This window comes from Synergistes jonesii (assembly GCF_000712295.1).
Taxonomy (GTDB): domain Bacteria; phylum Synergistota; class Synergistia; order Synergistales; family Synergistaceae; genus Synergistes; species Synergistes jonesii.
In genome coordinates this window covers 54,503-67,756 of the sequence record NZ_JMKI01000026.1, presented here as the reverse complement: position 1 = coordinate 67,756, position 13,254 = coordinate 54,503, and the positions used below count along the sequence as shown (strand labels likewise).

Here is a 13,254-nt window from a genome sequence, read left to right as displayed (position 1 = left end):
CTCCATGAAAATCAAAATTTTTAAGTGGCCGGCGGCTTTCGCGATAGCGGCTCTCTTTGCCGGCGCAGCCTGGGCCGAGACTCTGATGCTCAGCGAATGCCTGGCGGAAGCCATGAGCAAAAATCCCGATCTCACGGCATACGGCGAAAAGATCGCGGCGCAGCGCGCCGCCATAGGAAAGGCCGCGTCTACGGGGCGGCTTCAGCTATCGGCCGGCACAAGCTACACGAGACGCGGCACGGGGTTGACGAACGAAAACAACGACGGCTCTTACTCCACCAACGTCAGCGCCGAACAGTCGATAAGCGACTGGGGGCGGCGTGAGGCGAGGGTCGCGGGCGCCAAGCTCTCGACGGAGGCGGCTGAAGCCGATCTGCTGGCCCAGCGCGATACGGTAGTGCGGAACGTCTGTCTGGCTTATTACGGATTGAACCGCGCGACGCGCGAAAACCAGGTCGCACAGACGCGCTGTGACAACTTTGAGAAGCGCTTGAAATGGGCGCGCTCGTATTATGAAGTCGGCACAAAGGCCAAGATCGAAGTGACGAAGGCCGAGGCGGATCTCGCGTCGTCGAAGCTCGCCGTCGTGCAGACGCAGGCCTCGATGGCCAAGTTCCGCGCCGAGCTTGCGAACGCGATGGGCGAGCCGATGCGCGAAATAGGCGCCGTCGAAGACCTTCTCGACTACCAGGAGTGGGACATGTCGCTCGAAGAGGCGGCGAAAAGGGCTCAGCAGGGGCGCCCCGAGCTCGCCGCGAAGCAAAAGCGCGTCGAATACGCCAAGACGAACCTCACAGTGCAGATGAAGGGCCTTTCCCCGTCGCTCTCGGCGTCGGCCGGCTACGGCCTGGGCGCTTCCTCTCCCTTCGAAGACGGCGAATGGAGCACGAAGATATCCCTCTCCGTGCCCATCACCGACGGAGGCCTTACGAAGAGCAATATAGAACAGGCGGAGGCGGAGCTTAGAACGGCTCAGGCCGAGCTTAGGAGCCTTTCGAACAGCGTCGCGCTCGAGGTGCGCGAGGCCTGGGAAGCTCTGCGCGAAGCAAAAGAATCGCTGGCCTCATCGACGGAAGCCGAGCGCTCGGCCAAGGCGACTCTCGACCTCGCCGAAGGCCGCTACGCGGCCGGCGTAGGAGACAACCTGGAAATATCCGACGCGGTCGACAGCTATGCGTCGGCGTCGGCAAAGAGAGTGCTCGCGCTGTATGACTGCAAAGCCGCGCGGCTTGATCTTGAAAAAGCAATTGGAGGATTGAATTATGGGGAACGGTAAGACGAAAAAAAACAGAGCGCTGAAGCTCACGGCGGCGCTTTTCGTTATTGCCGCCGCGGCGGGCGGCTACTATTACATATCGTCAGGCAAAACGGAGATACAGTATAAAACCTCTCCGGTAACGCGCGGAGACATTTTGTCTACGATACAGGCGACGGGGACGCTCAACCCGGTCGAGACCGTCGACGTCGGCACCCAGATATCCGGCACCATCAAGGAATTATACTTCGATTACAACAGCCGTGTTAAGCAGGGACAGCTGATAGCGCTGATGGATTCCGACACGCAGGCGGCGGAGGTCGCGCAGTATGAAGCGGCGCTTGCGTCGGCGCGCGCCGACGTAGCGAATGTGAAGGCGGAGCTCGACGTCGCGGCGAAAAACCTCGTGCGCACTCAGGAACTCGCAAGGCGCGACTTGATAGCCAAGAGCGACGTCGACGCCGACACGAGCGCGTGGCTCAAGGCCAAGGCAAGCCTGACGGCGGCTGAGGCAAAGGTCTCCCAATCGGCCGCCGCACTGCGGAAGTCTCGCATAAACCTTAATTATACGAAAATATATTCGCCCGTCGACGGCGTCGTCGTAGCTAAGAACGTCGAAGAGGGACAGACCGTGGCGGCAAGCTACCAGACGCCCTCCATCGCCGAGATAGCGCGCGACCTGACGCAGATGCAGGTCGAAGTCAATGTCGACGAAGCCGACATAGGCGGCGTCCGCGAAGGACAGGAAGCTACCTTCAACGTCGACACCTACCCTAACGAAAAATTCGCGGGCAAAGTGACGCAGGTGCGCCTCTCGCCTGAGACTAACGACAACGTCGTCACCTACACGGTCGTTGTCAAGCTCTCAAACCCAGACGGCAAGCTTCTGCCCGGCATGACGGCGAACGTATCGCTGATACTCGAAAGCCGCAAAGGTGTCCTCACCGTACCCAACAGCGCGTTCCGCTTCAAGCCCTCAGACAATAAAGAGGCCTCGGATAGAGGGATGCCCGGCCCGGGCGATCACAAACAGACCGTGGCGGAGGTCACGCAGCCGGCGGTCTACCGGCTCGAAAAGAAAAAGCCGGTCAAGGTGGAAGTAGAAAAGGGCATCACAGACGGACAGAACACCGAAATACTCTCGGGCGTCGGCGAAGGTGAAAATGTCATTACCGGCATAATCGTGCCGAAAGAGGGAAAATAAAATGCCGCTAGTTGAGCTTAAGGATATAAGAAAAAGCTTCCGGCTCGGCGGCGACGAGGTCGAAATCCTTCACGGCGTCAACCTCAGCGTCGAGCGCGGAGAGTTCGTTGCTATGATGGGGCCGTCTGGCTCCGGCAAATCCACCACGATGAATATACTCGGCTGCCTGGACCGGCCGACGTCGGGCGAGTACTATCTCGGAGGCCAGAGCGTCGAGGATATGGACGGAGACGAACTCGCCCATATGAGGAACAGCATGATCGGCTTCGTCTTTCAGGGCTTCAACCTGCTCTCGAAGACGACCGCTCTGGAAAACGTCGAGCTTCCTCTGCTCTACGCGGGCGTGCCGAGAAAAGAACGCCACGAGAAGGCGAAAGAGGCGTTGATCGAGATGGGCCTCTCGGAGCGCATATATCACGAGCCTACGCAGCTTTCAGGCGGGCAGCAGCAGCGCGTGGCGATCGCGCGCGGGATAGTGAACCGCGCCGAGATATTGATGGCCGACGAGCCCACCGGCAACCTCGATTCAAAGACGAGCGACGAAATAATGGCGCTCTTCTGCCGCCTCAACGACGAGGGCATGACGATAATACTCGTCACCCACGAACCGGACGTCGCGCAGTATGCGAAGCGCATACTTCACTTCCGCGACGGAGTGATAATAAAGGACGAGGTAAACGACAGAAGGCGTACGCTTACGCAGGCGCGGCGCGCCGAAGGAGGCGGGGCCGCGTGATATCGACGACAGAAATATTCTCCGCCTCCGTTACTGCGCTCCGCAGGAACAAAACACGCTCGATGCTCACAGCGCTGGGCATAATAATCGGCGTCGCCGCCGTCATAGCGGCCTTCGCCGTAGGCGCCGGCGCAAACAAGAGCATCGACGAGCAGATATCCTCCTTCGGAAGCAATTTCATCATGGTATTCCCCGACAGGCCGGGGCGCTCGACGACCGGCGTCACGCGCTATCTGACGTACGACGACGCTCTGGCGATCGAAAAAGAAGTCTCGGGCATCGACGCCGTCGCGCCCATGATAAACATGAGCGCGACTCTGATATACGAAAACACGAACTGGAACTCCAGCGTCGTGGGCAGCACCGGCGATTACAGCTATGTGCAGGAGTGGAGCCTAGCCTCTGGGCGCGACATAGGCGCGAGCGACGTGCGCCAGGGCGCTAAGGTCGCGGTCGTCGGACAGACCGTGATCGACAAGCTCTTCACAGGCGAAAACCCTCTCGGCAGATCTATAAGAATCAACAAGATTCCTTTTACCATCGTCGGCGTCTTCGAAGCAAAGGGGCTCTCGGCGATGGGCAGCGATCAGGACGACTTCGTGCTCGTGCCGCTGACGACGGCGCAAAAGCGCCTCGTCCGCTGGACGACGGCCGGAAGGATCGGCAACATCTACATAAAGGGCGTCTCGATGACGGCGCTTTCCTACATACAGAACGAGACGGAAATCCTGCTGCGTGAGCGTCATAAAATAAAAGAGGGGGAGGCCGACGACTTCTCGGTCAGAAACGTCTCTCAAATGCTCGAAGCGCGGCGCAAGACGACGACGATAATGTCGATGCTGCTCGGCTCGATAGCCTTCATCTCGCTCGTGGTGGGCGGCATAGGGATAATGAACATCATGCTCGTCTCGGTCACCGAACGCACGCGCGAGATAGGCATAAGGATGGCCGTCGGCGCGACAGAGCGCGACATCAGGATACAGTTCCTCATCGAGGCCGTCGTCCTCTCGATGGTCGGAGGCGTCGTCGGAATCATCGCCGGCGTCGTTACGGGCTACGCGCTTTCATCCTTTACCTCAGCGCCGCCGGTCTTCACAGTCCCTTCGATATTGCTTGCGTTCGTATTCTCCGCGCTGGTGGGAGTCGGCTTCGGTTACTACCCCGCCTACAAGGCGTCGCTGCTGAACCCCATAGACGCGCTGAAATACGAATAAACACGACAAAACGGCGCGCTCAGCATCTTTTCCGCGCGCTTCTTTGCGCCCTTTCTCTGTTATAATAGAAACAGAAATATTTTTCGGTTACGCAAATTATTTTGTTGCGAGGTAGCTAATTGTTCGAGATATTTCACGATATAAACTGGGTACTGATAGGGGCTCTAATAATAGTCAGCGCGCTCGTCTCATGGGCCGGCGACATCATCGGCATGAAGCTCGGCAAAAAGCGCATAACCTTTTTAAAGCTCCGTCCGAGATATACGTCGCGTATAATTTCCGTCTTCACGGGCGTCGGGATAGCTCTCGCGACAATTTTCACACTGAGCGTCGCGTCCGAACAGGTGCGCACCGCTCTATTCAGCATGCAGGTCATACAGCGTCAGCTGCTGTCGACGCGCGAAGAACTGAAGAAAAACGAAGAGACGATAGGGCGCATGGAGATAGACCTCTTCCAGAGCAGGGGCGACCTCTCCGAAAAGGAAGAGGAGCTGCGCTCCGTTGAAAGGCAGCTCGAAGAGGGCACGAAAAATCTCGCAGAGACTCGCGCGAAGCTCTCGGCGATGACGGCGATGCGCGACAAGACGCGCGCAGAACAAGCGGTTCTGCAAAAGGAAAACGAAAAGCTGCTCTCCGAAAGCAAAAAGCTTGAAGCGTCGATCGGCTCGCTCAAAAAAGAAGCCGAGGCGCTGAAGTCCGGCCTGCAGCGCCTTCGTGAAGGCAGAATCGCAGCCTTCTCCGACGAAATACTGGCTCAGGCCGTCATAACGGGAACGCCGATAACAGAAGCCCAGGTCGGCGAATATATCGAGAGGCTGCGCCGCGAAGCGCGCGCCCTTTTGGCCTATCGCTTCGGCATAAGGGACGCCGAAAGGATAATGCTGCCGGAGGTGACCGAGGATTCGATAATTGCCGTGCGCAGCATCCTGACGCGCAATCCCGGACGCTGGCTGATGCGACTGACGGCCCTCGGCAACGCCGTCGCGGGCGAAGCGGTCAGCGCCCAGATCGAGACTCATCGCTCATCGCTCGTCTACAGCGAAGGCAAAACCCTTTATACACACACCTTTGAACCAGGCACGCCGCGACAGGAAATCGAAGAGACAGTTTTCCGGGCCTTGCGCTCGCTTAATCAAAAAGCAGCCGGAGACGGAGTCATGCGCGACCCGCTCACCGGAAACGTAGGCTCTACGGACACGGGAGAATTCATCGCGGTCCTAGACAGCATAGAGCAGACGAAAGAAGCGCTTTCGCTGGAAATAGTTACCGAAAGAGATATTTACAGCGAAGGGCCGCTGAGAGTAAAATGCACTCTGAAAAAACCGTAAGGCGGCAGCCTGCGGCGAAATCTTTGTGAAAGAAGAATCTGCTATGTATATCGTAGCCTGTCAGAAATGCAGCGAATTAAAAATCCTTGCCGGAACGCCCGACGAAGGCGGAGTCGCGCGCGTGATGTGGACCTGCGGCAAATGCGGCGCCGGCCAGCTTATGGAAATACCCATATCGAAGGACGCTAGGCGCGGAGACCTGCGCAATATAATCGGCGGCCTCGCCCTCGCTCGTGACGGCAAAAGCGCGAAAATAGAGCCGCTGCGCGAAAACCTTAAAAATGAAATTAAATCCTGAGTATACATTTTACGACAGCAAGCTCGCCCTCTCTCCCGCCGACCTTCAGGACCTCTACCGCTTCACGCGCTGGGGAAGGAGCCGCTCTCTTGAGCAGATCGCAAAGATGCTCGAAGGTACCAGTATGTGCTTTTCAATACGTCACAACGGCAAACTGATAGCCTTCTGCCGCGTGCTGACAGACTTCGTATTCCGCGGCTCCCTGTGGGACATACTCGTCCACCCGGATTATCAGGGCAAGGGCGTCGGCTCTCAGCTTCTCAAATACGCGCTCGAACATCCGGCGCTGAAAAACGTCCCAGTGATCGTCACCTACACGAGCGAGCTGACATCGTTCATGGGGCGCTTAGGCTTCGAGCCGCGCGACGGCCTGATGATACTCCAGCGCCGCCCGATGGAATATTCGTGATGTGTTGTATTCTCACAAAAAGCTTGAAATTTCTTTCGTTGCTGTCGTAATATCTTCGATAATATTCTTGAGGCGCATCTTTGTAGCCTGAGTTGCACCGGTAAGGCTCATTGTACCCGCAAAGATGTCGTTGTGTTCATATATTGGGCTAGCAATAGAGAAAATACCAATTTGTATTTCATCATCTTCAATAGAGTAGCCGCGCGCCCTAATGATTTCAAGTTCGTTTAGTAATGTGTTTATATCCATAATAGTTGAATCCGTATAACGGACAAATGGAGATTTGGTTAATATTTTTTCAACCTCTTCGTTTGTATAGTGCGCTAATAATAATTTCCCCGATGCCGCAGCATGATAAGCCATATTGGTCTCTAATTCAAACGTAACGCTGTATCCATTAATCGGCGACAACATCCTTAGACAAGTCAGCGTGTTGGCATAATGAGCGAATAATGTGCCCGTCATGCAGTATTGATTGACTAATACGTCTAATTTAGGGGAACCTAGTGCACTTATATTAACATTGATAGGCGATTCTCTCGTAGATGCCTTCGCGAGCAGCACGCCGCCGAGAGTGTACTTTCCGCTTGTCTGGTCTTTATCCAAGTAACCATTTTTTAATAACGTACTAATCAGTCCATATGTTGTACTTTTATTTAATTTTGTGGCGTCACATATTTCTGAAAGAGATATTTCTTTTCGTGAGAAATCAAAAAGGTTAAGTATATCTATCGCACGTTGAACAGATTGAATTGTACGCACGCTACTCTTTATCTTCATTTTGGCAAAATAACAACTCCTAAATATTATTCATAACTTACGGTCGTAGTATAACACGATAATTCCTTAAACACAAAATGTCGAGTAACCCCAAATAAGTACAGGCTCCCTGTCGTATTGTTTCCAGGAAGTCCTTCAAGCGGTATATTTACCCTTGATAGAGGGAAGGTTGTCGTTTCTACAGTTTGTGCTGAACAGCAGTGAAAAGAGGTTGGTGTACTTTAGACAACAGAACTGCAGATGTGTAGATAATTGTTCTTCGCAGTTTGTTAAATTGCTTCCTGATTTTTGGCTGGTATCTTATACATAACAATCATACACCTTTTCGGTGAAAAAATTTCATGTGTAAACATAAGCCCAAGTTGTTTTACTAAACAGCATTATGCGGGGATGTTTATTTTAACTACAGATCAACGGGAGAACATTGAATTGTTCCCCACAATGTTCTCCCAAATACCCAAAGCGTTTTTAGACTGGAATTTTATTTTTTGTTTAATCTGGCAGGGCGTGAGTATTTTTCTCCAAAAATTAGAAACTCACGTTCTTCGTTAGAGACATAGCTATGCTGTAAATTATTAACCAAATATAGTATCGTACCGATAACTACCCATAGGATAACCATATACCATTCGTGATATCCCAGCCCACCACCAGGTCCAAACGGTAGATATAGAACGATAAAACAGATCGAGGCAAGGATAGAAAGTATCCCCATAAAACGTCCGCCAGGAGCAATAAAAGGGCGTTTCATCTCAGGTTCTTTCTTTTTAAGTATGAAGAAGGAAATAGAGACACACAAGTAACCGACCACCACACCAAAAGAAGAAGCATCTACGAACCAGCCGAGGGCGTTTTTGCCTGTCAACGTACCAAGTAATCCCAAAGTACCAATCAGCAGAATTGCTACATACGGTGAACCATACTTAGGGTGTAATTTTGCAAAGATCGGCGGAAGCATTTTAGCCCTGGCCATAGCGAAAATAATGCGGCTGCCGCCAAGATACATAGCATTCCAACTGGTAAGAATGCCTCCGATGCCCGCCACTATCACCAGAGAGCCTAATAGCTTAGAGTTCATAACGTATGCGGTCACGTCAGCGACAGGTATTTTTGCTGCTTTTGTGAAAGCATAAGGAGCTCCAAATGCCACACCCAAGATCATTAAAATATACCATAGGCCTCCTAAACAAATTGCAAAAATTACAAGATTACCAACTTGCTTAAGTGGTATCGACATTTCTTCTACGGCTTGAGGTATAACATCGAAACCAACAAACATGGCCGGCGCCATCAGAAGCACTGCGATAAGACCGTCAGTACCCCCTTGAAACCATGGCACAGCGTTGGCGATATCTCCAAAAGTTATTGAGCCTAAAGAAAAAACCAGGCCGCCAACTACGAGGGCTATCGCAGCTATAGTGTTGAATATCGCAGTAACGCGCATGCCGAAATAATGACAGCCAACTGTAAATAAAGTACCTAAAATAGCCACGATCAACCAGGGTGAATAGATAGTATATCCTTCAATGGTCCATATCGAGCCTATCTCAGGTAAATTTACAAGGTAGTCAACCGCAGTCGCAAAAGCAGGCCCTTCCCAAGCGGCGACTGCCACATAAGCAAAGCTCATTGCCCATCCTGTGAACCAACCAAAATTATAACCTACAGCACGGTAAGAAAATACTAATTCGCCGCCTGCAAGCGGAAGGGCAGGAGTTAGCTCTGCATATGCCATCCCGATCAAACTACAAAAAACCATAGCTATTAGGAAAGCGCATATCGCTCCAAGCGTACCAGCTAGCCCCACCCAGCGACCAGCCATCATGACCCAGCCCCATCCAACTATAGCTCCAAAAGCTAAGGCCCAGATTTCGGTCCTGCTGAGAGTTTTTCTAAGAGAAACACGTTCGCTGGCATTTTCCAATGATCTTATCTCTGACATCCTTATCCCCCCAATATAAAAATTATTACATCGATACCAGATCCCTTTGATTACAGCTATGTGGTCAAAGCGCCTGTATAGTTTTCCCTCAATACAGGCGCTTCTGTGTTATGTGCTTTTGGTTAATCTACTGGTTCTCCTACTTTGCGTAGACGTATTGCCGCTGATTCAGCATGTGCAACCATACCTTCGATCGTACTTTGACGATATACGATATGTGCGAGGAGTTTCATTGCTTCCTTGTCAACCCATTGATGTGTGATCCATTTTAGGAAAGTGCCTACCCACACGCCGCCTGTATAGCGGGCCGCTCTGCCTGTTGGAAGCGTATGATTAGTGCCAGAAACCTTGTCAGCAAAGACTTCTGCCGCATTTACTCCCACAAAGCAAGAACCATAATTGTGGAGCCTCGAAAGCATGACGTCGGGATGTTTACAATGGATTTCCAAGTGCTCTGGAGCCCATTCGTTCGCAAAATCACACGCTTCTTCCATGGAGCTCGTAATGACCACCTCTCCATGATTCTTCCAAGATGTACTCGCTGTCTCACAAGTAGCAAGCAGTTTAACTTGTCTTTCAACCTCAGCGATAGTTGCTTCACCAAGCTCACGGCTATTTGTAACAAGGACGCCACGGGCATTTGGATCATGTTCGAGTTGCCCTAATAAGTCCGCGGCTATTATATCTGCCTGCCCAGTTTTATCAGCTAAAACCAATATTTCACTGGGCCCCGCCTGCAAATCAAGTCCCACTACGCCGTTGACCTGACGTTTAGCTTCGGTGACCCACTTATTTCCTGGACCAACTATTTTATCAACTGGACGAATCGTTTCTGTACCATACGCCATTGCCGCAATCGCCTGTACGCCTCCAACGCAGTAGCATTCATCTGCACCGCAGCGTTTAATAGCGTATAGGGTAGCAGGATGTAGTTTCCCGTCTTTTCTCGGAGGAGTGCAGGCTACAATGCGGGAGACACCTGCGACTTTTGCAGGGCATATAAGCATAGGTGGAGCTGAAAGGATTGGATAGCGTCCGCCAGGAATATATGCGCCGACACTGGAAATAGGTATAATGCGATGCCCCATATGGATACCTGGGCCTACTTCCTTTTCAAATTCTGAAATAGTATCAAACTGTGCTTTAGCAAAATTTGTTACTTGATTGAAACCAAAATCCATATCTTCTTTAAGCGTGACAGGCATAGCCTTTTCAGCGGCGTTAAAATCTTCTTCCGTATAAACCATCTTTTCAAGGTCGATATTATCAAACTTTTTGGTCAATAAACGGACAGCGGAATCTCCTTTCTCTCGTACTTCAGATATAAGTTTAGCTACAGTTTCAACTACTTCGCTCATATCCTCTGGGGTTTGCGGTATTGCTTTCTTTAAATACTCTCTTGGCATGATACAATCCTCCTTTTTGCTATTATCGAACATAGCGTTCGGAATAGCCATATATTACTATGTCTATTCTATATTGTCAAATATAAATACGATAATATCGAATAGAATTTTGTGGCTTTTTCTTATAGGTAATATCTATGGGTGAAAGGGCAGAAACAGCCTTGTTTAAGAAGGTGGCAATGCGGGTAATTGCATTATTTTTTGAAGTCTTATCTATATACGGATCGAGTATTATCATTTCCGGTATTCGGGCGCGTTCGAGAGCAGAATCTATATAATTCCACAATATATATCTCTCACATGCGGGGGCAGCAAATCAAGTTCTGTATCCGGACGCGTTCAGGCAGACAATAAGTTATCCGCCGACAAGCTTGTCTCGTAGAGAGACGGGATGAACCTGTTTGAACGAAGGTTAGCAAACATAGTAATAATCCACAAAACAATATGCAAAACAAGAGATTCAAATATTTCTCGAATTTACGAAAAACTACTTTAAGCAGTTAATACAGCGTTGAGTAATAAGCTATCTTAACTTTTGTCTATAAGCCTGTAAATTTTATAAACAAAGTCGGGACAAAAAGTATACCTGCGGGCGCTAATCGCCGCCTTTATCAAAAAATATTATCCAGACTTTTTTTTCGCCTAAGCAGTCGACCAAAGCGCTTTTGGCGGTGAAGGGCGCGGGACAGGGGCGTTCGTTAGGGAAGGTGAACGTATGCTCCTTTAACTTTTCTTCGGCGCCGATTTTCTTTCGCGCCTCCGTTATAAGACGCGCGGCTTCAGCGTCCTCTTCCCTTTTAAAAAGAGTTTTTCCGTCCTCATCCAATATGACAGAGAACTCGGAGCGCTGAGGGCTGCGGGAATTCCAGCCGGACGCGGACCGCGAACGTATCAGGGATTTTCCTTCGTCCGAACTCATCATCGTGACGCTCACGCTTATGTTGTCGGGCGTTTTTTGGTGATCTGAAATATATTCGAGCGCTCCCGATTCTTTAACGAGCGAAGCGACCGCCGGATCGCTCAAGGCCGCGTCCGCAGCGCAGAGCGCAGTGCTTATCGCGATCGCGCGGCACTGCGCTTTTTCGTGAGCGATATAAGCTTCCTTTGTCGTTATCCTCCGGGCGATGAAGAAAAATGACGCTAACACGGCCGCTAATATCAAAATTTTTGCCGCTTTGCCCGTCAGTTCCGCAATTCTTACTCTCATGACGCTATTATAGCGCAGTTGGGCGGACTTTATGTTAAAATTGACTGACGGTGATAATTATGGACGATCCAGATAATAATGAAAAACAGCTCACGATAGACATAGAAGAAAAATCCAATAGCTCCGACATAGTGCGTGACGAAATGTGGCTGATGTGCAGCGTTGTAAAATGGTGCGCATTCGCGGTGCTGACGGGCGTCATGGTCGGGCTCGTCTGCGGGGGCTTCCTGCTCGCGCTTCGTCATTCGATGGCTTACGCTTCAAAGATTGGGGACTTCCATTATCTGCTGCTCATGCCCGGGCTCTTCGTCAGTTATTACCTTGTTCGCATGCTCGCACCACAGTCGGCCGGGCACGGCACGGAGGCCGTTATCGACGCTATACACAACAAGAAAAGGACCGTGATCGACTTCAAAGCTGTGCCCGTGAAGATCGCCGCTACGATCGTCACGATCTCCTCCGGCGGCTCGGTCGGCATCGAGGGCCCCTGCGCACAGATCGGCTCCGGCGTTTCTTACGTCATCGGGAAAATTTTCAGGCTCGACGAGTCCGACATGAAAAGAATAATAGTCTGCGGCATTTCTGCGGGCTTCTGCGCTGTCTTCGGCACGCCGGTAGCCGGCGCGATATTCGCGGTCGAGGTCCTCTTCGTCGGACAGATTTTTTACGACGTTCTGCTGCCGTCTCTGATAAGCGGCATCGCCGGATATTTCACCGCCTCGGCGATCGGAGCGGGGCATCTCCCCTATTATGTCGTCCATATCCCAACGCTGGGGCCGGCGTCTCTTTCAGCCGTGCTTGCCGCCGGAGTTTTTTTCGGCATCATCGCCATTATGAACATCGAGGGGATCCACTTAATAAACAGGGCATTCGCGCGCTGCGGAATCACGGGGTGGAAGCGCCCCGTCAGTGGCGCGCTGCTGCTGCTCGCGATATGGCTCATCTTCGGGAAAGATTTTCTCGGCCTCGGCAGCGGCGTGATAAGGGATATGATCACAGGAGAGAAGAGCCTGCCGTTGGGATTTATTATCAAGATTCTCGCTATGGGCGTCACGCTGTCGGCCGGAGGCTGCGGCGGAGAGATCACTCCTACGTTTTTCATCGGCGCGTCATCCGGGCTGCTCTTCTCTGCGATCACCGGGCTCGATCCCTCCTTCTGCGCCGCGCTCGGCGTGACTGCGGTGCTCGCCGCGTCGACGAACACGCCTATCTCCGGCACGATACTTGCGATGGAGATGTTCGGAGCGCAAATCGCGGCTTTCGCGGGAGTCGCCTGCGCCGTATCATATATAGCGGTGGGACACAGAAGCCTCTACCCCACGCAGGTGCTTCTTTCGCCCAAGGCCCGCACCTTCGTGATAAAGAGGACGGAGCGCGGAGAGAGGCTCGTGAGACGCTTCGAGAGTATTTCTCTGCGGCGGATAGCACATTTTTACATTGAAAGGATAAACTCCAAGCTGATAAGGAGGAGATAG

At 51.8% G+C, this 13,254-nt stretch carries 12 protein-coding genes; 8 read left to right on the top strand and 4 right to left on the bottom strand.

All coding sequences use genetic code 11. The features are described from left to right. Positions 1 to 4 precede the first annotated feature (4 nt). From EH55_RS05700 to EH55_RS05670, 7 genes are all read left to right on the top strand, one after another. Positions 5 to 1,276 (top strand): TolC family protein, encoded by a 1,272-nt coding sequence (locus EH55_RS05700; RefSeq protein WP_037975602.1) that lies wholly within the window; start codon positions 5 to 7, stop codon positions 1,274 to 1,276. Beyond that, the gene (locus tag EH55_RS05695; protein WP_081839457.1) at positions 1,263 to 2,459 is read left to right on the top strand and encodes an efflux RND transporter periplasmic adaptor subunit; all 1,197 of its coding nucleotides are present in this window, start codon (positions 1,263 to 1,265) and stop codon (positions 2,457 to 2,459) included. The genes EH55_RS05700 and EH55_RS05695 overlap by 14 nt, the downstream gene beginning before the upstream one ends. 1 nt (position 2,460) lies before the next feature. Next, the gene (locus tag EH55_RS05690; RefSeq protein ID WP_037975600.1) at positions 2,461 to 3,195 is read left to right on the top strand and encodes an ABC transporter ATP-binding protein; all 735 of its coding nucleotides are present in this window, start codon (positions 2,461 to 2,463) and stop codon (positions 3,193 to 3,195) included. Continuing rightward, positions 3,192 to 4,409, top strand: a complete 1,218-nt coding sequence (locus EH55_RS05685) for an ABC transporter permease (RefSeq protein WP_037975598.1) — start codon at positions 3,192 to 3,194, stop codon at positions 4,407 to 4,409. Before EH55_RS05690 ends, EH55_RS05685 begins: the two co-directional genes overlap by 4 nt. A 119-nt stretch (positions 4,410 to 4,528) precedes the next feature. Continuing rightward, on the top strand, positions 4,529 to 5,737 hold the full coding sequence (locus tag EH55_RS05680) for a DUF3084 domain-containing protein (RefSeq protein WP_037975597.1): 1,209 nt from the start codon (positions 4,529 to 4,531) through the stop codon (positions 5,735 to 5,737). A gap of 25 nt (positions 5,738 to 5,762) precedes the next feature. Beyond that, complete coding sequence (locus EH55_RS05675; protein ID WP_236617083.1) at positions 5,763 to 6,035, top strand: alcohol dehydrogenase; 273 nt, start codon at positions 5,763 to 5,765, stop codon at positions 6,033 to 6,035. After that, a complete protein-coding gene (locus EH55_RS05670) occupies positions 6,019 to 6,444 on the top strand; it encodes a GNAT family N-acetyltransferase (RefSeq protein WP_037975593.1) in 426 nt (141 codons plus the stop codon). Before EH55_RS05675 ends, EH55_RS05670 begins: the two co-directional genes overlap by 17 nt. Positions 6,445 to 6,456: 12 nt before the next feature. Here EH55_RS05670 and EH55_RS05665 read toward each other — a convergent pair whose 3' ends face one another. The 4 genes from EH55_RS05665 to EH55_RS05650 form a co-directional block, all read right to left on the bottom strand. After that, positions 6,457 to 7,224, bottom strand: a complete 768-nt coding sequence (locus EH55_RS05665; RefSeq protein ID WP_037975592.1) for an IclR family transcriptional regulator — start codon at positions 7,222 to 7,224, stop codon at positions 6,457 to 6,459. 481 nt (positions 7,225 to 7,705) lie between these two features. Next, positions 7,706 to 9,166: an APC family permease gene (locus EH55_RS05660; protein ID WP_051682686.1), complete on the bottom strand. Its 1,461-nt coding sequence runs from the start codon at positions 9,164 to 9,166 to the stop codon at positions 7,706 to 7,708. Positions 9,167 to 9,288: 122 nt separating this feature from the next. Further along, positions 9,289 to 10,572, bottom strand: a complete 1,284-nt coding sequence (hisD, locus tag EH55_RS05655) for a histidinol dehydrogenase (protein ID WP_037975591.1) — start codon at positions 10,570 to 10,572, stop codon at positions 9,289 to 9,291. A gap of 595 nt (positions 10,573 to 11,167) precedes the next feature. Then, positions 11,168 to 11,779, bottom strand: a complete 612-nt coding sequence (locus tag EH55_RS05650; protein WP_141730506.1) for a hypothetical protein — start codon at positions 11,777 to 11,779, stop codon at positions 11,168 to 11,170. A 59-nt stretch (positions 11,780 to 11,838) separates the two neighbouring features. On the opposite strand from EH55_RS05650, the gene EH55_RS05645 reads away from it, so the two are divergent. After that, positions 11,839 to 13,254, top strand: coding sequence for a chloride channel protein (locus EH55_RS05645; protein ID WP_051682685.1), 1,416 nt, complete (start codon positions 11,839 to 11,841; stop codon positions 13,252 to 13,254).